Raw genomic sequence first — 23,771 nt, 5'->3', positions numbered from 1 at the left:
GTATTCAATTTACCTTGATCGCAAAGTTCTTACCGTCTGTCGTCATCAAATTAAGAACGTCCGTGACAAACGCGATCGTCGGTTCGCCGTCGGCAAGTGCTTCTACCTCGAAGACGACAAGCGTGCCGGCGGCGAGAGTCTGAATGCCTTCTTTCGCAGTAAGTGAAATAAACATCTTTCCGTTTTGATTCAGAAACGGCATCGCAGGTGTGTTTTCAGCCGCGCCAAAAACATCACCGAGTGTAACCGCACGCACCGCCAACTTTGACTGATCAAACTGCAAGCCAAGCACGGCCGACCGAAATGACGAAGTCCCGGTCATTGAGATCGCGAATTTGGCACGCTCACCGGTTTTCATCTGCCTGAATTCGCCGGTCAACGCAAGATCGGCAGCAGGTGCGGCTACTGTTTCACCGATCACTGTGCCCGGATCTACAATATTTGATGTCCGGGTCAATTGCAGAGACTTAACGCTCGAATCGATCGGAACAAGCGACGGGATAGCAGGATCACTTTTGGCAACCGCAGTTCCCTGACTCGCATCTGCCCGCACGTATGTGGGGGCGTCGGCAGGTTGGTCGGGCAGTTGTACGGTGACATTGGATGGCGTTTTCCGAGCTAATGCCAGCATTTCTTCGCGTTCTTCGTCGATGATCATCGCTTCGAGCGAATTTGACGTCGGCACCGCAAGACTGCCGGTGGGGCGTTCGATCTCGTCCTCCGGCAAAATAGCCGGAGCTCTTATCACTCGCGGCGTGACCGCAATTACAATATCGACCTGACGATTGTCATTTACCGGAGCTGTAAACAATCGGCCAATGATCGGGATCAGGCCGATCAGCGGTAGCCCCGAACGGCTTTTCGTTTCAACGCCTTGAGCTACGCTTGCAAGCAAAAGAGTTTTATTATTTTGCACACGAGCAGTTCCCTTGATCGTTCGTTCAGTAAAGGTCGGCGTCAGCGACGATGCTCCCGCAACGTCCTTCGATTCGATCTCCATCGCAACCTGCACATCCTGATTTGGAAAAACCAACGGTTTGAATTTTAGGGTCAGTCCAACCTGTTCATAGTTGATGACATTTGATAGAAATCCGTTGTTGTTATTAGTGTTATTCGCTCCGCTGTTAAAGTTTCCGTTGGAGATCTGAGCTGTCTGGACGGGAACACGTTGCCCAATCCGGGCCGACGAGTCCTCGTTGTTAAAAGCGTGGATCTGCGTTGAAGCAATGAGTTTCGTGTTCGCCTTTGACTGCAAGGCGGTAATATTACTGACCGGCAACCCGAGAGCAAATCCGAGGCTCGCTAGATTAGGAATGCCCATGCCGGTCGTGATCGGTCCCGACGAACCTAAATTGATATTGGGGATTCCGACACCGCCGATGTTTAGCAACGTACCGTTTTGCCCGGTTGAACCGAGTTGATTGCCAAACTGCAAAAGATCGCTTTTGTTGACCTCATATATCGACACATCCATCACGACCTCTGCACGGTCTTTATCGAGCGACGAGATAAGCTTGCCAATGAGTTTGATATTTTCTTCGGTATCGCGGATCGTGACGCTGTTTGTAGCATCGTCCGTTAAAACGATCGTTTGTGTTCGTCCGGGCTGTGCGGGGATAGCTGTCTGTACAACCTTCGCAATATCCTTAGGGGCCGCATTCTGCAAATAGAAGGTGCGGAGGACAAGTTGTTGAAACTTCTGGCGCTGTGTCTGCAACGCCACGATGATGGTCCGCGGACCGACTTTTTGGAAGAAAAGTCCTTCCTGCAGGAATATATAATCGAGTGCACGTGCGGCCGTGACGTTCTTAAGTTCGATATTTACTTTTCGATTAGGCGTCCGAAATGATTCGGTGTCAAAGAGCACATTCAGATCAAGGTCTCGAGCGAGTTCCTTGATAATAAACTGAAGGTCGACGCCTGCCGGAAATGGGAGGTCTCGAAGCTTCTCGAGCTTTTGCGGCATTTGCTGTGCGTTATCCGACTTGAACGCGGTCGGCACGACTTTCACGCTGCCGTCAGCGTTTCTCTTGTCGGATTTACCGTCTAACACCTCTTTCTGAAGTCGAACCATTCGGTCCATCTCAGATTTAGCCAGTTCGTTGGTTGGATCGAATGCGTAAGCCTTACGAAAGGAAATATATGCGTTCTCGTAGTCCTTTTCCTTCGACGCCAATGTGCCTTTTTTAATGTACTGTTGCGAGGCGTTAAATAGTGCCCGGGTAAGGTGCAGTCGATATTCCGGATTCTTTGGATTCTCAGAAACCGCAATTGCAAACTCTTCGCTCGCCTTGTCCCATTCCTCAGCGGCCTCGTGCCGCATTCCCACCTTAAAGTGCTTTTTGCCATCGCCAAGCCCCAGTGCCGCGACAGGCGAGATGGTGGCGATGATCAGGAATAGACTGAGAAATGTGTGAAGGTAGTTCGATCTTTTCATAATCGTCTTTTTTTATTCTGGGTTCGAAGTTTCACGAAAACCAGTAACAGACTGGTCCCACGAACTGTATACACGACCAAATTCATTGAAAGTTGCAATAAGATACGGCACTTTCGACACCGCATTCGTTCCCGTAATTTTCATTCTAAATGGCACAAAATGCAATGGTAAAAGACTTTTTTGGCGGCTTCGGGTAGGGATGTCAAATTCCGACAGACAACATTAATTCGACGTATCCGGTATGCTCTCACCGGTCAGACGCTCAAGTGCCTTTCGGCTGAAGATAGCGATCATTACCGCCGAAAAGATCGTTGCCGCAATTCCCATGATCATTAAATAGGTATCACCAGTATTTTCGAGCGTAAGTTCGGACAGGCCGGCACCGATCAGAACCATTGCCGTCGACCGAGGGAGCATTCCGGCCGCAGTACCGACTAGGAACGACCTAAGCGGAACCTTCGCCGATGCCATTAAAAAATTGGTAAAACCGAACGGCATTATGACCGATAACCGTATGAAAAAAATTATTAGAGTCGTTTTCCAAAACGTTTCACCTAAAAGTGATCGATATATTGCATCTGTGCGCGGATGCTTGCCGGCCACATCGGACAACCGATCACCGCTAATATGTGAATTTAGTTTGAATGAGATCAGTGCGGACCCAACTACGGCGAGCATTAAAACAAATAGGCCAAGTTCAAAGCTGAAAGCCCATCCCCCAAGAATGCCGACGACATTAGTTGGAAGTAGAGCGAGTCCGCACAACAATAATGTCCCGAACAGGTAAATCACCGCGCCGCTACCCCAATTGTCACGCATCCATTGACCCACCGGTTCGAGGAACGTAATAAGCAGCAAACTTCCAATGAAAGGCAGAAAGGTGGTCACCAGTGCCATCGGTCCGAGATGGCCGAGATCTTTAACTGGTTTCCAGATCCGCTTCAACATATATTCAGGTAGTTTAACACGAACTCTTGTCTACATCACTTGTCGCCTAACGTAATCGAGAGCCGCCTGACTTGTTCGCCAGCGGATCAGATATCGGTCACCCGGCAGATGCAATCTGATAGATTTAGTTCCTTTCACACCTGAGTATCCAATAAATACCGTTCCAACCGGCTTGTCTTCGGTGCCGCCGTCAGGCCCCGCAATACCCGTAACCGAAACTGCGTGATCCGAGCTTGCGTAATCACGCATACCTTTTGCCATTGCCTCGGCACATTGCGAACTAACCGCACCGTGTGTTTCAAGCAATGTAGGTGAAACGCCGAGCGTACGGATTTTCGCGGCATTTGAGTACGTCACCGCGCCTTCAAGAAAGTAAGCTGACGAACCGGGCACCTCCGTAATACGGCGAGCGATCAAACCGCCGGTACAACTTTCGGCAACTGCGATCGTTTCACCCCGTCGCCTTAAATGCTCCCCGACTATCGCTTCCATCGTCTCTCCGTGGGTCGCAAACACCGCCTTACCGATCGCCCGTATCAATTCGTCCGCGAGTTTGTCGCAGCTTGTGCTCGCCACAATTTCGATTTCCGATCGGGCAGCAATATGTATCTGAACCTCGCTCTTATTGAAAAGTATCGAAGTTTGCACATCCGGAAATGCTCCGTAGATCGGTGCAGCGATCTCATCCACGGCGGATTCGCCAAGCCCGGAGACACTCAAGACCCGCCGCTTTACAAAACCTTCGCCGGCCATTGCCTTCAGGCGACCAAGTACGTGATCAAGAAACATCGGTTGATTCTCACGCGGCGGTCCGGGTAGCACAATAAGGAATTTGCCATCGATCTCAGCGAGCATACCTACCGCCGACCCGTTCGGATTGGGCAGGATCTCAGCACCTTCGAAGATAAATGCCTGTCGCTTATTGATCTCCGGCATCTCACGGCCCCAAGATCTGAAACGCTCGCGCAAATGCACTTCAAGATCATCACGATAGACCAGATCGCGTCCGATCGCCGCGGCCGTGCATTGTCTGGTAATATCATCGGCCGTTGGACCTAAACCACCGGTCGTGATCACCACATTTGAGCGCTTTAGAGCATCACTTATGGCCTCCTCGAGGCGTAAGCGATCATCTCCTACGATGGTCTTGAGTTTAACTTCGATTCCGATATCATCGAGTTTTTCTGTCAACCAAAGGCTATTTGTATCTGTTTTAGTCGGTGTCAGGAGTTCTGACCCGATCGCAATTATCTCAGCTGTAAGCATAAATCTTCGTAGCCGCTGACACCCGGGCCTCGCACGCGGTCGCATTTTGAACGGCTTCGACAACGGCGTATTTCGTTAGCGACCGACTCTAGTAGATCTCAACGACCGGTTTGCCGTCTGCCCCTATATACGCTCGGTACATACCCTCGGAGTTGAACGAAATGGCCATATTGCCGAACTTGTCCATAGCTATGATGCCGCCGTCGCCGCCAAGCTTTTGCAATTTTTGTTTGATAACCAGATCTGCTGCGTTTTGAATCGGCATTGCACGGTATTCCATCAACGCGGCTATGTCACGAGCGACGCCGAGCCTGATGAAATACTCACCCCAACCGGTCGCCGAGACAGCACAAGAATCGTTATTAGCATAGGTACCGGCTCCGATGATCGGTGCGTCGCCGACTCGGCCGTATTTCTTATTGGTCATACCACCAGTGGAAGTGCCGGCGGCCAGATCTCCGAATCGATCCAGAGCAACGGCGCCAACTGTACCGAATCGATTCTGCGACTCCCCGGACGCAGACACCGATCGTGTTCCTAGGTCAGGGCTTTGTGCACAATCGTGATTTGCACAATTCTGGCTCTTCAATTTCGACTTTTCAATTTTTGTTTTTTCTTCCTTTAGGACAATTTGCAAGGCATCCCAACGGTGCTGTGTCCAAAAATACTTTTCGTCTGCGAATTCGACCTTCTGCTCTTTTGCGAACTTTTCCGCACCATCTCCAACCATCATCACATGTTCACTTTTTTCCATTATGGCTCGCGCAAGTGTGATCGGATTTTTAATATGACGAAGCCCGGCCGCCGAGCCTGCAGCAAGGTTTTTGCCGTACATTATCGAAGCGTCAAGTTCATTTTTGCCGTCATTTGTAAATACCGCTCCCTTTCCGGCATTAAACAGCGGCGAATCCTCCAAGATTCTGATCGCTATTTCGACTGCGTCGAGACTCGATCGACCGGCCTGCAGAGCCTTGTACCCGGCAATTAGCGACTCCTCGAGTTTCGCCCGAAACTGCTTCTCCGTTTCCGGCGTCATCGCGGCTTTTGAGATCACGCCCGCACCGCCGTGAATAATGAAACCGAGCCTTGGGTCTTGCGGGGATTGAAGTTGCTTGATCTCACCGAAGCTGTTTTTTTGTCCCAGTGCTGTGAGCGGTAAGACGATCGCGACAATAAGTAATACCAATAGGACTTTTTTCATAGATATGTCACCGTAAGGTCGGATTGAGACACTCAGAGATTAGCATAATCGTCGTGCTGTTGGGTCGACTTCGAAATAGTGTATGCAGAGAATTGCGACCTGAACTGAGCGTTCTTCTCAAGCAATTCCGCTTCGTCGCGTGCCCACGGCGAGATGCCGCCGGACGGATCGCTCGCTAAACTTAGAAACTCACTCCACTCGAGGTACTTTGTCGCCTCAACTTCATCCGGATTAGGAAACGGAGCCTTATCGGTAAAGCCTATAAAGACCGGACATATCTCGTTTTCGACAACGCCGTCCTTCTCGGCTCGATATCGAAAATCGGGCAGGATCTCATACAGTTCAATGCCGCTCATACCTAATTCAAACTTGAGCCTTCTTCGGGCGGCTGACGCCGATTTCTCGTGGAGCATCACGTGTCCACAGCAGGTGTTGGACCAAACTCCGGGCCAGGTTTTTTTCGTTAATGCTCTTTGTTGCAGAAGTAACTCGCCGCGTTTGTTAAACAGGAATATCGAGAATGCCAGATGCAGCTTCGTCGCCCCGTGATGCACCAATGACTTCGCCTCGGTCGAAATCGGCGTTCCGTCACCTTCGACGTAAACAAGCATTTCATCGAAACGATATCCGAACGTAAACCAATAGACCGCCATCCCCACAAGCAACGTGATACCTATCACCGTTGGCCAAAACATACCGCCGAATCCGGCGATCGCGGTCCAAAAATAGAGTATAAGAAATGCGCTAGATACGAGTTGCACCGGGGTTTTCAGTATCGGCCGAACTCGTAATAGAAATACCTCGATCAATGCTGCAGCGATCGAACTACTTACCAGCCAGCCTAAAAAATTGGACAGCGGCACTCCATAGAATCCGCCGTCGCCGGCATATTGCCAAAATCCAAGTCTCACCGCACCCGGATCAAGAACTAGATCAAACATTGTGCCCACGACCGCCACGATTGCGATCCGGGCAATAAAATTGCCGGCGAATGATCGTGCGATCGCATATGCTGCGATCACTAGCGGCGTCCAAGCCAAAAACACCGTCCACGGCGTCAAACCGAATATTTTTCCGCCGAGTAAGTCCGAGTACGCAAAATGTCCGTATGGAAAACCGGTGTAAATCGCAGATGTCTCGATCAACAACGCATACACTCCCAAAACGATCCATAACAGAGATGCGTCACGCCACCCGAGCCATCGCCTCGTCGCCCAAAATGTCGGTACGGCAAACAACACGACGTTTAGCCCCGACAAATAGTGTGACCACGGCGGCAACTCGACGTTGACCATAAAGAATGCGCCGATCGCCAAAAAGCACAAAATTCCTATGACGATGATCAGATCTTTCATCATTGAAGTTATAATCCATCTATGCCCGATTTCGCATTCCTATTAAAGGTCAGCCGTCCGCGATTTTGGGTGTACTTGCTCGGGCCGTATTTAGTCGGGCTTATCGCTGGAGTCGCGACTCGCGACGAACTCTTGAACTGGCATTATGCGATTTTTGCTTTGTATTTCACGCTCCCCGCAAATCTATTCGTTTACGGTATAAACGACCTGTGCGACTATGAGACCGACAAGCTGAATCCCAAAAAATCGATTTATGAAGCTCTGGTCACGCCCGAACGCCGAACTAGTGTGCTGCTTGCGATCTTGATCATAAATCTGCCGTTTGTCGCAGGAATGATCGTGGTGCCGCTTGTCGCAATTAACGTGCTGATCGCGTTTCTAGTGCTTTCGATCTTATATTCAGCTAAACCCATTCGTGCGAAGGCCGTGCCGTTTCTCGACTCGGCGTTTAACGTGCTCTACGTGATGCCCGGCATTTTCGCGTTTGCTTTCGTCAAGGGCGACCTGCCGCCTTGGCAAGCGGTTGTTGCCGGCGGACTTTGGACAGCGGCAATGCATGCCTTCTCCGCAATTCCGGACATTGATGCAGATCGGAAGGCCAATTTGGCGACGATCGCGACCGTACTTGGCTCAACCGGCACGCATGTGTTTTGTCTAATTGCCTACTTGACCTCCACGGTTCTGGCTTTCCAGTTTCTGGGATGGTTCGGTATAGTCTGCGGAACTATTTACGCGACAATGATGGTCGTGTCGTCATTGACCTCCAACCGCGATGGTGTCTTCAACATTTACCGCTACTTCCCGATCGTAAATGCACTTATCGGTTTCGGGTTGTTTTGGTATGTTGCCATCCAAAAATTTCTTTTGTGCCTTTTCGTGCCGTGTCATCCGGGATCCTAACACTAACCTATAGGTTCTCAAGAGGCCCGGCCGACGTGATGCCGTGCACTCGCTTGTATGCAAGTTCCGCACTGATCAAACATATCTGCGTTCCGATGCCCGGATTTGTTCCCGCTCCAACGTAGTATAACCCCTTGACCTTCTTGGAAAAATTCTTAGGCCTGAAAATCGCCGTTTGCATCAGCGTGTGAGCAAGGCCGAGGGCCGACCCCTTGAAAGCATTGTAATCGACCGAAAAATCTTCGACAGTATAGAGCCGCTTGAATTCTATCTTTTCCCGAAGGTTGGTTAGACCCATTTCGCTTTCCATTATCGAGAGGATGCGATCCGCATAATCCTCCTTTTGGTCCTCGGAAATGTCGAGGCCCGAAGCGATGGGAACCAGCACGAAAAGGTTTTCCTTACCGGCGGGAGCAACGCTGGGGTCAGTTACACTTGGGGCACACACATATAGCGACGGTTCCATAGGAAGCGTCGGATCCTTATATATGTCATCAAAATTCTTCCGCCAGTCTTCCGAAAATAAAAGGTCGTGATGGATCAGCCCCGGCAGTTTTTCGCTAACACCGAGAAACATCATAAACGCCGACGGTGCCATCACGCGTTTTTTCCAATACCGGTCTGAGAATGTGCGGTCTTTAGCCTTAAGCATCTTGGACTCGGTAAACCACATATCGGCGTTCGAGATGACTATGTCTGCGTTGTGGACATCGCCGCTCTCAAGCCGAACTCCTTTGGCGACGCCATCGTCAACGATGATCTCGGAGACCGCTGAGTTTGTCTTGAACTCGACACCGTTCTTCTCTGCTATTCGCACCAACGCTTTGATCAGTTCGTAAAACCCGCCTTGTGGGTAAAATACGCCCTGATTGAAATCCATATGCGACATCAGGTTGTACAAAGCCGGAGCCTCATATGGCGAGGTGCCGAGAAAAACCATCGTGTATTCCATCACCTGACGCAGTTTTTGCGATTTGAAAAACTTCGAGACAAAGGTGTGCATCTTTGAGAACACCGATAGCTTTTGACCTTCGGTCGCGACACGTTTATTGAGGAAATCAAAAATAGTGTCGTAGTTCTTATACATAAAATGCTGTGTTGCAACACCATATTGGTACTCGGACTGTTTTAGATAAGCTCGCAGTTTGTCGCCGGCACCCGGTTCGATCGCGTCGAATGTGGCCGCATCGATGTTGATGTCGGAGTGAATATCAAGCTGTTCTGAACCTTCACGAAAAAAGATCCGATACGAAGGAGTCAGTCGCACCAGATCGAGATGATCCTCGACCCGTTCACCCATCAATTCAAAAAAGTGCTCAAATATATCCGGAGCAAGATACCACGACGGCCCCATATCGAACTTGAAACCATTTGCTTCAAATATGTTGGCGCGTCCACCCAAATTTGCGTTTTTCTCAAAAACAGTGACTTCGTAGCCTTTTTTAGCAAAAAGGCCGGCTGTTCCCAACCCGCCTATTCCTGACCCGATGATGATTACTTTTTTATTCATAAACGCCCGCCAATGCCCGAATCGACAACTTTATCTTTTTTCTGAGGTCCGTTCGCACGCGTCCGCGATAAACATTGTATCCGGCTCGTTCGATTTCGGCCAATATTGCCCGATATAGAACAAACGAGATCTTGACCGCTAGACGCCCTCGCCAGTTGAGCATTTTGATACCCGGCAGAGCTTCGCGGTAGATTTGCCTGTTTCGTTCGATCTGGAACTTCATAAAATCGATGAACCGATCGTCGAAACGCCGTCGTCCAAGATCGGAGCCGGCGAGGCCAAAGCGGGAAAGTTCGTCCTCAGGCATATAGACACGCCCAAGTTCATCCCAGTCCTCTTTAATATCGCGCAAAAAATTCGTGAGTTGGAATGCATATCCAAGCTTGATCGCGTATGGGAATGCTTTCGGCGTGGAGAATCCAACTATCCTGGTGACCATCAAGCCGATGACCCCGGCAGACCCGTACATATATTCCTCAAGCTCGGCGTAATTGGCGTAGGCCTTCTTTTCCTCGTCCATAAACATCGACTTAAGAAACGCTTCGCCGTCTTCGATCGGTATATCGTATTTTTGAAAGGCGTGAACGATGGCCGCCATTATCGGGTCGTCCGAACCGCCGTTACCCATTGCTCTCAGCCACGTCTGCCGCCATTCCTCGAGGCGTTCAACTCGCTCGGAACGAGTCGTCGTGCCCGGGTCGTCCACGATCTCATCCGGGATACGTGCAAATGCGTACACCGCGTAGATACCGTCGCGCGTTTCCTTGGGAAAAAATTGTGTAGCAAAATAGAAGCTAGTGCCGTAACGCCGCGTGATGTCGCGACATTCAAGCAGGCCGGTCCTGTTCAATTCATTCGATGTTTTGAGTCCCGTCATTTTTCAAATCAGGAAAACAAACGCAGCTCCTTTAAGTCATGTAAGAGATCAGAGTGTGCGTTTTCCTTTCCTATCAACCCTCTTCGAACGATCCAAGGATTAGGATTCAGGAAGACAGAAATTTATTTTTCATCGTTTAGAAGATCGCGTACCATCTTCATATCTTCCCAAACCTCGCGTTTTTTGTGAGGATCGCGTAGCAGATATGCCGGGTGGAACGTTGGCATCACCTTGCAGCCCTGATAATCGTGAAACTGCCCTCGCAGTTTACCTATAGGAACTTTGGTCTCGAGCAGGTTGTGAGCGGCCGTCGCCCCAAGAACCACAATTACTTTGGGTTTAATGACCTCGATCTCACGGATTAGAAAAGGCTTGCAAGCGGCCGTCTCGTCCGGCTCAGGAGCTCGATTCTGCGGTGGACGGCAGCGATTAATATTGCCTATGAATACGTCCTTTCTCGGTATCAAAAGGCCTTTTTCAATGATATCAGTCAGCAATTTACCCGCTCGCCCGACAAATGGCTCGCCCATTTCGTCCTCGTCGGCACCCGGGGCTTCGCCAACGAACATCAGTTCAGCATTAAAGTTACCGACGCTGTTTACGACCTTGCTGCGGCCAAGGGCAGATAGTTTACATCGCGTACAGTCGGGGCCGATCTCAGCTCGAATTTTAAGAATGGCGGCGGTATTGGCATCGTTTGGAAGAGTTTCAGTTAGTGACATCGGTTTTTTTGACTCTGCGATCGGCTCAGATGTCGCTCCGATCGGGGGCGGCGTTTCTATATTCGGTGACGTTGTCGGCTGTATCCGCTTTGATAACGATGGCAGCGATGCAAGCCGTGACACTCCCGGAAAACGAGCGTCGGGCCGTTTAGGACTTTCGGTCGTGGTGCGCGGCATTACTGCCTCAGACAGAGTAGGTAAATGCGGATCGACCGCCGCTTGGCTGGGAATCGACCTTATCGGAATTACTTTAAGTAGGTCAGCGTCAAACGATTCAACGCCCAACTCTTGCAGATACAACAATTGCTCTCTTACATCCGCAATCAGATTGTTTAGGTCAGAATTCATCAGTTGACACGTTTTCGAACACAAAGCTTAAAGATCATAGAGACCAAAACCACCAGACGAATTTGACCTCGAATAAGCCGTATAGTTATCGGGTCAATTTTGCCTCATAACTGCGACTTCGTCTAATATTCTATCCGCCATTTCCCGTTTCGCCATCAAAGGCAAGTCCGTCTCGCCACCGTTGCGGGTAATGATCGTGGCAATATTAGTATCGGCATTAAATCCCGCACCTGGCTTTGTGATATCGTTGGCGACGACAATATCCAGTCCCTTTTTCTCCATTTTTGATCGAGCATAGCCGATGACATCATTGGTCTCGGCGGCGAAACCTACGACGATCATTCCGACAGGCCGATTTCTCGACACGTTCGATAATATGTCAGGCGTTTTCCTTAGTTCCAGCGTCATCGAATCTCGACCGTCCTTTTTGATCTTTGCATCAGCAACATTGGCCGGAGCGTAATCTGCAACTGCGGCCGCACCGACAAAGATCGTCGCCGCAGCCAATTCGCCCATTACCGCCGCAAACATATCGTCGGCCGATACGGCTTGGATCACCTTTACATTTGTCGGAGGTTCCACAGTAGTAACCCCTGCGACCACCGTCACTTTAGCACCACGTGCCGCCGCCGCCTCGGCAACAGCAAAACCCATCTTTCCGGATGAGTGATTAGAGATAAACCGCACCGGGTCGATCGCCTCACGAGTGCCTCCAACCGTTATGAGAATATTCTCACCCGAAAGGTCGTTCGAGCGAGGCATATTCCCTATCGATCGTACTTGGGCGTTAATGCCCCCGCGGCCTTGCTCGTCGGACGCTAAGATCGCAAGAGTTTGGTAAGCAATATTCTCAACGTCTTCAAGCTTTCCGGTCCCGACGGTCTTGCACGCCAATTCGCCCGCAATTGGTTCAATAAAGTGAACGCCATCATTTCGCAACCGCTCGACATTCCGTTTTGTCGCGGGCTGTTCCCACATCGTCGTGTTCATTGCCGGCGCGATCAATACGGGTGCTGTCGTCGCGAGATACGTCGATGAAAGAAAATCATCGGCCACTCCGTTCGCAAACTTCGCAATGATATTCGCCGTGGCCGGAACGATGAGCAATAGGTCGATATTTTGCGAAAAATTAATATGGGCGATCGGGTCCGGATTATCGGCGGCATAATCATCGACAACGACGTGCTTGTCGGTCAAAGCCCTAAATGTGAGCGGTTGTACAAATTCAGTCGCGTGCCGCGTCATTGCCACCGACACATCGCAACCTGCCTTTTGCAACAACCGCAAAACCTCGACAGCCTTATAAGCCGCGATCCCGCCCGAAACGCCTAAACCTATGCGATATTTCGCCATAGAAACAGTTTATATCAATGGCTAAAAAACACCACGTGTGGCAGCGATTGCGGAAGATAATGCTGGCGGTGTTATCGATCGATTCGCATAGCTCGCCCGATACGACTTCAAAGAAACCTTGTAAACTGAGTTCGTTCCGAGTTTCGTTAATCGCAGTGCCCCAAAATCCCGACTTTCTACAAGAGTTGTTGTAAAATAAGTTTCACATTAGAGGTTCACCGAATATGAAGTTTAACTATCTGGTAATTTTGGCGATTATGGCAGTCGCGTGTTATTTCCTGTTTATTCGCAAACCTAAAGGCCGGGTAACAAATGATAATGATGCCGGCCAGTCAGCGGCGGCAAACGACCCGCCTGAAGAGTAGTTCGAACACTATGCTATTACCCCAGACACTTAGCAGTGCCACCTTATATAAGGGAAAGATCTTTGACCTTCGCGTAGACGATATTCGCGAGGGAGATATCGAATATAAACGTGAGATCGTCGTTCACAAAGGAAGTGCCGTGATCGTGCCGATCTTTGATGATGGGACCGTAGCTTTGGTGAGGCAGTATCGCCACGCAGCAGGTAAATTCTTGCTGGAGTTGCCCGCCGGGTCACTCGAAATCGGCGAAGACGCTTTGGTTGGGGCGATCCGCGAACTTGAGGAAGAGGTCGGAGTCATTGCAGGCAGAGTCGAAAAGTTGACGGAGTTTTATGTCTCGCCGGGGTTTGTCACTGAGAAAATGCATCTTTTTTTGGCAACCGAACTTACCGAAACCGAACAGAAACTAGACGGCGACGAGATCATCGAGCTCGAACGCATCGCTCTACCACGTGCTCTCGATATGATAGATGGCGGTTTGATCGAGGATGCCAAGACCATCATCGGCCTCACACTTTCAGCCACAAAATTGGCCGCACGGATTTAACGGCCGCTTTCGACTTGACCTCACACATTGATTTCGATATCCTATCGGTTCGCAATTTTGCGGATTTTTCTCTTAGTGTGTGCAATTATGAGTACTTATTTTCCGAGTGGAAAGGGATTGGCCGAAAATCGCAAATGGCTTGTTGTCGATGCGAAAGGCAAAACTGTGGGTCGCCTCGCAACTGAGGTTGCAAGGATCTTGTCAGGAAAGAACAATCCGGCATGGACGCCGTTTATGGATATGGGCGATCACTGTGTTGTGATCAACGCTCGTGATGCCGTATTTACCGGATCCAAGGACGATCAAAAGATCTATTACCGCCACACCCTCTATCCGGGTGGTTTGCGCGAGACGACTGTCAAAGAAATGTTCGAGAAAAAGCCTGAAAAGGTGATCGAACTTGCGGTCAAGGGCATGTTGCCGAAAACAAAGCTCGGCCGTGCGATGTTTAAGAAATTGAAGGTTTATGCCAACGCCGAGCATAGGCATATTGCCCAGAAACCTGAGGCACGAGACATCTAACCGTCGGTCGACCTAATAAGGCTGTCGGAAAATTCCGTAGCCGGCAGATGGTCGACGACAAATGATAGAGATAAAAGATATGGCAGACATACAGTATTACGGCACCGGCCGCAGAAAGACTTCGACCGCACGTGTTTACCTTCGCCCGGGCAGTGGGAAGATCGTCGTCAACAAACGCGATTTTGATACATACTTTCCGAACGAAGCGTTGCAAATGATCATTCGCCAACCGCTTCGTCTCACGGAGACTGCGGAGCAGTTCGACATACTTGTAAATGTTGATGGCGGCGGCACGGCCGGACAGGCAGGTGCAGTTCGTCACGGCATCACGCGTGCGTTGATGGAATTCAACGCTGACCTTCGCCCGTCTTTGAAAAAAGCCGGCCTGGTCACCCGTGATCCGCGGCAGAAAGAACGTAAGAAATACGGACAGAAAGGCGCTCGTAAGCGATTCCAGTTCTCGAAGCGTTAATATTAGTGGTTTTGCGGCTTTCGCTTGGGCGACCATTGTGCCCCGACGCTATGCCTCAGAATCTCAAAACCATCAGCAATGCACTTTGGTTCAATATCCGCATTGCTGAGTACATAAACCAAGGAGATAAGTTTTGGCTACAGTAACGATGAAAGAACTCCTAGAAGCAGGAGTTCATTTTGGTCACCAGGTTCGGCGTTGGAACCCGAAGATGAAAGAATACATCTTCGGCGAACGCAACGGCATTTACATTATCGATCTGCAGAAAACGCAGAAACTATTCCGCGACGCTCTCAATTACGTTACGGAGTCGCTCACGGAACGCCCCAACCAGAAGATCCTCTTTGTCGGCACCAAGCGTCAGGCTCAGGATGCGATCAAGGAAGAGGCGGAGCGTTGCGGCCAGTTTTACATCAACAACCGTTGGCTCGGTGGTTTGCTCACAAACTTTGACACCGTCAAAAAATCGATCAACAAACTGAAGGAGATCGAAACTATGCGTGAAGACGGTCGATTTGAGATGCTCACCAAGAAAGAGCGTTTGGGACTCGATCGTGAATACGAAAAGTTGATGAAGAACCTTGCCGGTATCAAGGATATGAACGGAATGCCGGATATGATGTTCATCATTGACGTTCGTAAAGAAGATATCGCCGTTAAAGAAGCAAATCGTTTGGACATCCCGATCGTAGCGGTGGTTGACACCAACTGCTCTCCGGAGGGTATTGACCACGTGATTCCCGGCAACGACGATGCCCTTCGTGCAATTCGTTTATTCGCGTCGCGTATTGCTGATGCGATCCTTGAGGGCAAGCAGATCGGCACCGAAGGTGGCATCGCCATCGCTGACATCGACGAAGCCGACGCCCCGGAAGTCGCCGCAACGGAAATTTCACTCAACGCAATTCCGAAGGAATATCTTTCAGCCGATGAGGTAGCCGAGATCGAATCAGCCGACATTCCCGACGAGGAAGAGGAAGAGGATGATGCGGCAGAGGCTGTCGAGACCGAGGAGACGGCAGTTGAGGCAATTGAGCCGGAAGTTACTGCGGCAGTCGAAACCGCCGAGACGACCGAAAAAACGGAAGAAAGCAACGAAGCCGTCGGCTAGTTTACATTTTTATTGCTGAAAGCGTAGCTCTTCTTCGTTTCGTAGGCGACGGGCTACGCTTTTTTATAAGCAAACATATTATTTTTGATATTGGAGCAATTTATGGCAGAAGTTACAGCAAGCGCAGTTAAATCACTTCGTGAGAAGTCGGGTGCGGGTATGATCGATTGTAAAAACGCCCTGGTCGAGGCCAATGGTGATGAAAATACAGCGATGGAACTCCTTCGAAAGAAAGGGATGGCTTCCGCCGGCAAAAAGGCCGGACGCGTCACGGCCGAAGGTGCAGTCGGCTCGTACATTCATATGGGCGGCAAGGTTGGCGTCCTCGTCGAGGTAAATTGCGAGAGCGATTTTGTCTCGAGAGGTGATGAGTTTCAGCAGTTGGTCAAGGATATTGCGATGCACATCGCTGCTGTCGATCCACGTTTCACCAACCGCGATGAGGTTCCTGCGGACGTTCTGGTCAAGGAACGCGAGATCCTTATGGAACAACTCAAGAACGACCCCAAGAACGCCAACAAACCCGAAGATGTTCTGAACAAGATCATCGAAGGGCGCTTAAACAAGTATTACGAGGACAACGTTCTCGTGGATCAACCGTTTGTAAAGGATCCGTCGAAAACCGTCGGTGAGCTAGTCGCCGAAAAGATCGGTTCTATCAAGGAGAACATCTCGATCCGCCGATTTTCACGCTTTAAGATGGGCGAGGGCATCGACAAGAAGGTTGATGACTTTGCAGCCGAAGTGGCGTCGATGGTCGGTTAATAGTCGTGTAGATCTGAGTTCGCGGCTCAAACCAGTTTTGAGCCGCAACTTCGAACTCCTAAGACTGACTTATTCTAAAATCTATGGCAACGCCATCATTTAAGCGAATTCTGCTCAAGCTCTCCGGCGAGGCCATGATGGGCGAGCAGAATTACGGCATCGACACCCGTGTGGCTGAGGCTCTTGCGAGAGAGATCAAAACCGTTCACGATATGGGCGTGGAGATCGCCATCGTTGTGGGCGGGGGAAATATCTTTCGCGGTGTTTCAGAATCGGCAGGAAATATGGATCGAGCCGCTGCCGATTATATCGGTATGTTGGCAACCATAATGAATGCGGTCGTGCTCCAGGACGCTCTCGAAAAGGTCGGCGTTTATACGCGGGCGATGTCGGCGATCGACATACCGCAGTTGGCAGAACCGTTTATCCGCCGCCGTGCGATCCGCCATTTAGAAAAAAAGCGTTTAGTGATCTTCGCTGCCGGAACGGGCAACCCGTTTTTCACGACGGATTCGGCGGCCGCTTTGCGTGCCCTGGAAATGAAGGCAGATGTGATATTTAAGGCGACCAAGGTGGATGGTATCTACGATTCTGATCCGGTGAAAAATCCGGATGCGGTTCGTTACGATACGATCACCTACCAGGAAGTTCTTGAAAAACAATTGAAGGTGATGGACGCTTCGGCGATCTCGCTTTGTATGGATAATGACCTTCCCATAATGGTCTTTAACATGCGGGAAGATGGTAATATTGTTAAAGCAGTGTGCGGAAATACCGAAATCGGCACGCTTGTTACTAGTTGATTATGAGTGCACAAGACATTATCAAAGATACCGGGCCGAAAATGGATGGTGTGGTCGAAGATTTTAAGCGTAAACTCGCTAATATCCGCACCGGTCGAGCAACAGTAGGTCTATTGGACGCAGTTTCGGTCGATTATTACGGCACTCCGACACCGCTTAACCAGATGGCGTCGGTCGCCGTTCCTGAACCGCAGATGATCACCGTTCAACCGTGGGATGCGACCGCGATGGCAGCGATTGAGAAAGGCATCATCGCAGCCAATCTCGGACTTAACCCCTCAAATGACGGCAAGATCATTCGCCTGACGGTTCCCGCTCTCAATGAGGAGCGCCGCAAGCAGTTTGCGAAACAGGTTCACGAGATCGCCGAGGAACACCGCATCGCAGTGCGCAACTTTCGCCACAGCTCGAATGACCAGCTTAAGAAGCTCCTCAAGGACAAAGCTATTTCCGAGGACGAAGAGCGTAGCAGCCTAGAAGAGGTGCAAAAACTGACTAATATCCACATTGCCAAGATCGACGAGCTTTCCAAAAACAAAGAGCACGAGATCATGATAGTCTGATCGTGACCCACCATTATCCTGATGCCCGTTTCGCCTTTGCGATGCGGGCATTTTTTGTGCATAAATATTATCTTTCTATCGTTCCGGAATTGGGGTATATTTAACCAATTGATCTCGCCGTCGGTAAACTTATATGAATATCCTGTCCCGTTTCGCGATCGTCCTGGTGCTGATATTTGCGTTTCTATCAAACGCATCGCCCTGCGGCCCCGGCTATATTACGCCTATATTCGAGATCAACAAATCGCCGGAACAACCGTATAAGAATTTTGCGGCGGGCAACCTTGGGATCATCAAACCGACGTTTCGGCGTTCGGTTTTGATCGCGGCTTATAGGTACTTGGGCGGCGGCAGCTTTTCGGTCGACGAACAGAACTCATTGGTTGATCTTTGGAAGACCACTATTGACCGCGATTATACCCAGACGGATGAGGTGACCCCCGTCGTCAAGCTCTGGCTCGATAAACGTAAGGAGGTTGTTACAAAGGAAGAAAAGATTCCCTCGATCTACGTCGAGCGTTCGTATGGCGGTTATGATTTTTTTCCAAACTGCAGTATTAACGCGTTTGAGGTTGCCGCTGAAACGCTCGGCGACCGAATTGCCTCTCACGGTCCGAACGATGCGGGTGTGCAAAACTGGGTAAGAGCCCAAGATGAAGTGTTTCAAAATTGTGCCAGCGGCAAGCGGATTCCCGAGGACGTACCCGTGGGCTCGCCGGAGTGGCTTGAAAAGGATCGTGGCTATCAACAGGCGGCAGCGGAGTTCTATTCGCTCGACTTTCGAAATGCAAAACAACATTTTGCCGAGATCGCTCAGGACACCGCGTCGCCGTGGCAGGAAACGGCAGACTATCTTGTTGCCCGCACGTTGATCCGGCAGGCAAGTCTCTCATCATCGCCCATAGCGGCCAAGCCGCTTTACGAAGAAGCCGAGTCTCACCTGCAGAGATTTATATCCCGAACGGGCAAGTTCTCCGACTCCTCAGAGCGGATGATCGGGCTCGTACGATTTCGTCTTTATCCAAAGGAACGTGTCGGTGAACTTGCACGCAAGATCTCCTTCCAGACCGCGAACAACAACTTCAAACAAGACATAATCGATTACACTTGGTTACTCGACAAATTTGAGAGTGAGACGCTTGAGGCAGAAGCGATGCGAAAGGCCGCGATCGAGAACGCCAAGAATCCAAATGCTGAGAAGACCCCGGAACCGACTCCGGAATCGCCTGCTCAGATCGATGACAACGAACTTGTCTTTACCGTCTACACGGAGAATTACGTCAAGAACTGGGTGATAAGAGTGCCGGTCGATGCGAGTGATCAAGCGACTCTCGCCGCCGCCGAGAAAATAATTGGCAACGATCTCACCGACGATATAGCAAAACGAGTTATCATTGCCCGGCAAGAAGCGTATTCAAATCGGTTCAGTGACCGTCAGCAGTCAATATACGAAGGCGGTTATTACAGCGAGGATAAGCTCGAACTCAAATCGTTGCCGGCCTTTCTAAAAAATGATGACCTGACGGACTGGCTCTTTACTATCCAGACCGAGACACCCGAAGCCTATTCGTATTCGTTAAAAAAATATATCGCGACCGGTGCTGACCATTGGCTGATAAGTGCGATCGTCAAGGCTGACAAGTCCTCGCCGGACCTTCAGCGTCTGCTCGAAGCCTCTGATCGACTGAGTTCCCTTTCACCGGCGTACGAAACGGTCGTATATCACCGTGCAAGACTCTTGCTCGACCTAGGCAAAAATGCCGAGGGACTTAAAATCGTCGATGAGATGCTAGCCCGTGGCGATGGCCTCTCGATTACGAGCCAAAACAGTTTTGCAGCCCTTAAACTCCGTCTCGCGGAATCGCTTGACAACTTTCTTGCCTATTCGCTTCGCCGACCGTTCGCGTACGATTTCGACGGATCGGTTGGTTCGATCGACGACCTGATCGCCCTGCAAAAGACATATTATGACCCGGAGTATAATAAAGACGGACGCGAGGCGTTTGAAAGAGAGGTCGAGGAAAGATTTAAGACAGAAAAGCTCTGGATCGGCCGTAAAATGTTTGCGTCCGAAACGATCGATATGATGAACCGGACTTTTCCTCAGTCATTGCTCAGTAAGATCGAGCGCTCGCCGGCAATCCCTGACTACCTTCGGCCGAAATTCGCGATAGCTATCTGGACTCGCGCATATTTGCTGGACGATATGGCGACACTGATCAAGATGACTCCGGCGGTCGCTCAATATGATGAATCAATGGATGCCGATCTTGCCAAAATAACGTCGTCGACTTCACAGGTGGCTATGGATCGTGCGGTTCTTTACTTTATATTGAAGAATCCCGTTATGAGTCCTTGGGTCGAGGACGGTATGGGAAAGGCTGATAATCAGTTTGGCGAGTGGGACTCAAACGACTGGTGGTGTTCTTATTATATTTCCGAAGACAACGAAAGTTCAGACGCAACGAAGATGAAGATCCCCGGATTTGTTACTGCCGCCCAAAAGCAGGCTGCCGAGGCTGAACTCCGAAAGCTTTCGCTGATCGGTGACGCCCCGGAGTTCCTTGCAAAGCGGGTGATCGACTGGCAAAAGCGTGCTCCGTTGGACAAGCGTGTTCCCGAGGCTCTCTACATCGTGCACGCGGCAAATGGTTGGACGAAATATGGCTGCGGCAACAGCGAAGAAACGCAGGTCGCCGTCGAGGCGATCCTGCGTAAGAATTATCCGAATAGTGAATGGACTCGAAAGCTTGATGCCGATAAGGCCGAGCGCGACGCTCAGTAGCTGACTACTTTTCAGCGTTCGCTTTCTCTTCCGCCTTGTATTTTTCGAGTTGAGACTTAAACTCTCGGCAGTTTTTAGCCATTTCGGCCTTGTCTGTCTTGTTTTCCTCGACGCTCTTCTTGATCGACTCTTTGATCTTGTTCAGAAATGTTGCCTTGATCGCCTTGGAAACGAAATTATCATCGGGATTGTTACTTTCGGCGGCAAGCATATCCATTACTTCGTCACACTCGGGGACGCCGATCTTTTGTTCACCGACCGCCGTGTCGACAGCCTTGTCAGTGATCGTCTTATTTGATGAGCTTGACGACGTACCTGACTTCTTCTCAGAAAACGGATTGATCGACGAGCACCCTAATACAGCAGCCACAAGGATCGCCGTAACCAACATCAAAGCAACTTTATTTTTCATAATTTAATCACCGCCGAGAAACTTGTTACGTCTTCATGACGTTGGCCGTTCACACTTTTTGCAATTTGGCGTACTTTTCAATGAGCTTTTTCTGTCCAAACCCCGGAAAACTGACCGTCAACTTGGCGTTGTCCCCCGACCCCTCACGTCTCAGCACTAATCCGCGTCCGTATTTATCGTGTATGACGTGTGCCCCGGGCCCGAGTTGGCCGCTATCCTTTGTTGGCTCAATTCCCTTTGCCGCCGATGATGCCGCCCTGAGACTCTCGTAAGCTGACGGTTTCGGCTTTGTTGGAGTTTGATTTGTAATTTCGGGGCCTGCCGGATCAGTCGTTGGCTTATCCTTCTTCTTAAAAAACTCAGCGATCGCGTCGACGCTGTTGTAGGTCTTACCCGTATATACGCTCTTCGGTCTTGGCGGCTCGGCCAAATTTCGGTCGGGCTCGGCCGACACGCTTGCCGACCCCGTCGAAGTGCTACGGGCATACGATAGCCACGACGAACCTTGTGAGAGGTCCTCGATCAATTCCAGCGGCATTTCATTCAGGAACTGCGACGGTTCCGCCGCTATCTCCTCGCCATAGACACGCCTCCGCATCGAATGCGTCACATACAAAAGTTTCTCGGCCCTGGTTATAGCAACGTAGGCAAGTCGGCGCTCCTCCTCAAGTTCCTTAGGATCGTTGATCGAACGCGAATGAGGAAAGATGCCGTCTTCCAAACCGACCAAAAACACTGTCGGAAACTCTAACCCTTTGGCCGAATGAACGGTCATTAACGTTACGCTTGCCTGGCCGTCGAATTTGTCCGTGTCGGACGTCAACGCCGCGTGGTCGATAAAATCCCTCAGTCCGTCAACTTCTTGTTGGTCGTAATCAACGGCGGCGTTTACAAGTTCTTCGAGATTTTCGAGCCTCGCCGCCGCTTCGTCAGTATTTTCGGATCTAAGGCTATTGGCATAGCCCGTGTCCTCGATCGCCGCGATCACAACGTCTGATACAGGCTTATTTGATTCACCGGCCTCACCGATCTTACTGATCAGATTCTCGATCGCCTTGCGAAATCCACGCATTGCCTCTTTCGCCCTTGGTGTCAGCTTCACTTCGGCCGGAAACATTGGTTCGGTGATCGAGGCAATTGTCATCCACAGCGACGCACCATTCGACTTGGCGTGTCGTTGCAGTTCATCCAGGCTCGTTTTACCCAGGCCGCGAGTCGGTGTATTGATCACGCGAAGTAAGGCTATATCGTCGAACGGATTCAACGCAAGCTTTAGGTAAGCGACGATGTCCTTGACCTCTGCCCGTTCGTAGAACGAAAAGCCGCCGACGATATTGTATTCGATCCGCAAACGCCTGAGAGACTCTTCAAACAAACGGGATTGGGCATTTGTGCGGTATAGGACGGCCATCCGTGCTCCCGGATCGCGTCGCAATTGATCCTGGATCTTAGCCGCGACGAATCTGGCCTCACCGTCAGCATCGAAAGCCTGAAAATAGAATATTCGCTCGCCGCCGGGGTTGGACGTCCAGAGCTTCTTTTTCTTCTGATTAATATTATTGTCGATGATCGCGTGAGCAACATCGAGTATCGTCTGTGTCGAACGATAGTTCTGCTCGAGCAAAATGACTTTCGCGTTCGAAAAATGCTCTTCAAAGCCGAGAATATTACGTATATCCGCCTGTCTGAAACCGTATATGCTCTGGGCATCGTCACCGACAACACAAATGTTCTGCTGTTTTTCAGTCAGATAACTCATCATCGCAAACTGCAGCGCGTTGGTATCCTGATACTCGTCAACGAGAATGTAACGATAGCGTTCGTTGTATTTCTCGCGTGTTTCGGCAGATGTGCGGAGCAGTTTGACCGTCTTGATCAAAAGATCGTCAAAATCAAGAGCATTTGCGGTATTAAGTCGTTCATCGTACATCTTGAAGACCTTTGCCATCGCGGCCCGCTTTCCATCGCCATATTCGATCTTGGTCGCAAAGTCATTCGAGTCCTCGCCGCGGTTCTTGCCTGAGCTTATGGCATTTCTGACCACTCGAGGTGTTACTTGTTTTTCGTCAAGCCCGAGATCTTTGATGCAAGCTTTTATGACTTTTTGCGAATCGTCTGTGTCATAGATCGTGAACGACTTGTTGTAGCCCTCGCCGAGTTTTTCGATATCTTGCCTCAGGATTCGTACGCAGAGGCTGTGAAATGTCGAGATCAGCGGTGCCGACTGCAGTTTCTCATCTTTGAGCAACTCGGCGACACGCGAACGCATTTCACCTGCCGCTTTGTTTGTAAACGTCACCGCGAGAATGTTGTGGGGCGGCACATTTTTATCAGCGATCAAGTGAGCGATCCGGACGGTGATCACGCGCGTCTTGCCCGAGCCCGCACCGGCGAGGATCAGTAAAGGGCCTTCCGTCGTCTTGACCGCATCGATCTGCTGCGGATTTAGTGAAGCAAATATTTCCATTGGGACCGTTACAATTGTCTCCGGGCACGTAATCGCCGGATA

Annotated in this window: 21 protein-coding genes; 10 read left to right on the top strand and 11 right to left on the bottom strand. The window is 50.3% G+C overall.

What is annotated here, in order from left to right:
* Positions 1–4 precede the first annotated feature (4 nt).
* From IPQ00_05880 to idi, 5 genes are all read right to left on the bottom strand, one after another.
* Complete coding sequence (locus IPQ00_05880) at positions 5–2,437, bottom strand: hypothetical protein (GenBank protein ID MBL0240092.1); 2,433 nt, start codon at positions 2,435–2,437, stop codon at positions 5–7.
* A gap of 222 nt (positions 2,438–2,659) precedes the next feature.
* Positions 2,660–3,385, bottom strand: coding sequence for a VTT domain-containing protein (locus IPQ00_05875; GenBank protein MBL0240091.1), 726 nt, complete (start codon positions 3,383–3,385; stop codon positions 2,660–2,662).
* A 30-nt stretch (positions 3,386–3,415) separates the two neighbouring features.
* Positions 3,416–4,651 (bottom strand): competence/damage-inducible protein A, encoded by a 1,236-nt coding sequence (locus tag IPQ00_05870; GenBank protein MBL0240090.1) that lies wholly within the window; start codon positions 4,649–4,651, stop codon positions 3,416–3,418.
* Between the two features lie 88 nt (positions 4,652–4,739).
* Complete coding sequence (locus tag IPQ00_05865) at positions 4,740–5,852, bottom strand: isoaspartyl peptidase/L-asparaginase (protein ID MBL0240089.1); 1,113 nt, start codon at positions 5,850–5,852, stop codon at positions 4,740–4,742.
* 32 nt (positions 5,853–5,884) lie between these two features.
* Complete coding sequence (idi, locus tag IPQ00_05860) at positions 5,885–7,210, bottom strand: isopentenyl-diphosphate Delta-isomerase (GenBank protein MBL0240088.1); 1,326 nt, start codon at positions 7,208–7,210, stop codon at positions 5,885–5,887.
* 18 nt (positions 7,211–7,228) lie between these two features.
* Between idi and IPQ00_05855 the strand changes: the two genes are divergently transcribed.
* On the top strand, positions 7,229–8,107 hold the full coding sequence (locus IPQ00_05855) for a prenyltransferase (GenBank protein ID MBL0240087.1): 879 nt from the start codon (positions 7,229–7,231) through the stop codon (positions 8,105–8,107).
* Positions 8,108–8,114: 7 nt separating this feature from the next.
* Here the strand turns inward: IPQ00_05855 and crtI are convergent, their stop codons facing one another.
* From crtI to coaBC, 4 genes are all read right to left on the bottom strand, one after another.
* The gene (gene crtI, locus IPQ00_05850; GenBank protein ID MBL0240086.1) at positions 8,115–9,617 is read right to left on the bottom strand and encodes a phytoene desaturase; all 1,503 of its coding nucleotides are present in this window, start codon (positions 9,615–9,617) and stop codon (positions 8,115–8,117) included.
* On the bottom strand, positions 9,610–10,494 hold the full coding sequence (locus IPQ00_05845) for a phytoene/squalene synthase family protein (GenBank protein MBL0240085.1): 885 nt from the start codon (positions 10,492–10,494) through the stop codon (positions 9,610–9,612). The genes crtI and IPQ00_05845 overlap by 8 nt, the downstream gene beginning before the upstream one ends.
* 122 nt (positions 10,495–10,616) lie before the next feature.
* On the bottom strand, positions 10,617–11,216 hold the full coding sequence (locus IPQ00_05840; GenBank protein ID MBL0240084.1) for a uracil-DNA glycosylase: 600 nt from the start codon (positions 11,214–11,216) through the stop codon (positions 10,617–10,619).
* Between the two features lie 441 nt (positions 11,217–11,657).
* Positions 11,658–12,917, bottom strand: coding sequence for a bifunctional phosphopantothenoylcysteine decarboxylase/phosphopantothenate--cysteine ligase CoaBC (gene coaBC / locus IPQ00_05835; GenBank protein MBL0240083.1), 1,260 nt, complete (start codon positions 12,915–12,917; stop codon positions 11,658–11,660).
* 224 nt (positions 12,918–13,141) lie between these two features.
* Between coaBC and IPQ00_05830 the strand changes: the two genes are divergently transcribed.
* The 9 genes from IPQ00_05830 (at position 13,142) to IPQ00_05790 (ending at position 20,850) form a co-directional block, all read left to right on the top strand.
* Positions 13,142–13,282, top strand: coding sequence for a hypothetical protein (locus tag IPQ00_05830; GenBank protein MBL0240082.1), 141 nt, complete (start codon positions 13,142–13,144; stop codon positions 13,280–13,282).
* 10 nt (positions 13,283–13,292) lie between these two features.
* Positions 13,293–13,829, top strand: a complete 537-nt coding sequence (locus tag IPQ00_05825) for an NUDIX hydrolase (GenBank protein MBL0240081.1) — start codon at positions 13,293–13,295, stop codon at positions 13,827–13,829.
* An 87-nt stretch (positions 13,830–13,916) separates the two neighbouring features.
* Positions 13,917–14,351 (top strand): 50S ribosomal protein L13, encoded by a 435-nt coding sequence (gene rplM, locus IPQ00_05820; protein ID MBL0240080.1) that lies wholly within the window; start codon positions 13,917–13,919, stop codon positions 14,349–14,351.
* A 79-nt stretch (positions 14,352–14,430) separates the two neighbouring features.
* Positions 14,431–14,823: a 30S ribosomal protein S9 gene (gene rpsI, locus IPQ00_05815; protein MBL0240079.1), complete on the top strand. Its 393-nt coding sequence runs from the start codon at positions 14,431–14,433 to the stop codon at positions 14,821–14,823.
* Between the two features lie 133 nt (positions 14,824–14,956).
* Complete coding sequence (gene rpsB / locus IPQ00_05810; GenBank protein MBL0240078.1) at positions 14,957–15,934, top strand: 30S ribosomal protein S2; 978 nt, start codon at positions 14,957–14,959, stop codon at positions 15,932–15,934.
* 102 nt (positions 15,935–16,036) lie between these two features.
* Entirely contained in the window at positions 16,037–16,699 is a 663-nt protein-coding gene (gene tsf, locus IPQ00_05805) for a translation elongation factor Ts (protein ID MBL0240077.1), read from the top strand.
* Between the two features lie 83 nt (positions 16,700–16,782).
* Positions 16,783–17,502: a UMP kinase gene (locus IPQ00_05800; protein MBL0240076.1), complete on the top strand. Its 720-nt coding sequence runs from the start codon at positions 16,783–16,785 to the stop codon at positions 17,500–17,502.
* 2 nt (positions 17,503–17,504) lie between these two features.
* Positions 17,505–18,065: a ribosome recycling factor gene (gene frr, locus IPQ00_05795; protein ID MBL0240075.1), complete on the top strand. Its 561-nt coding sequence runs from the start codon at positions 17,505–17,507 to the stop codon at positions 18,063–18,065.
* Positions 18,066–18,198: 133 nt separating this feature from the next.
* Positions 18,199–20,850, top strand: a complete 2,652-nt coding sequence (locus IPQ00_05790) for a hypothetical protein (GenBank protein ID MBL0240074.1) — start codon at positions 18,199–18,201, stop codon at positions 20,848–20,850.
* Between the two features lie 4 nt (positions 20,851–20,854).
* Here IPQ00_05790 and IPQ00_05785 read toward each other — a convergent pair whose 3' ends face one another.
* The gene (locus IPQ00_05785; GenBank protein ID MBL0240073.1) at positions 20,855–21,262 is read right to left on the bottom strand and encodes a hypothetical protein; all 408 of its coding nucleotides are present in this window, start codon (positions 21,260–21,262) and stop codon (positions 20,855–20,857) included.
* Between the two features lie 49 nt (positions 21,263–21,311).
* Positions 21,312–23,729, bottom strand: a complete 2,418-nt coding sequence (locus IPQ00_05780) for a UvrD-helicase domain-containing protein (protein MBL0240072.1) — start codon at positions 23,727–23,729, stop codon at positions 21,312–21,314.
* Positions 23,730–23,771: the final 42 nt, after the last annotated feature.

It is taken from the genome of Chloracidobacterium sp., from assembly GCA_016720705.1.
Classification (GTDB): domain Bacteria; phylum Acidobacteriota; class Blastocatellia; order Pyrinomonadales; family Pyrinomonadaceae; genus OLB17.
The sequence above is the reverse complement of the archived record's forward strand: the minus strand, read 5'-3'. Positions and strand labels throughout refer to the sequence as shown.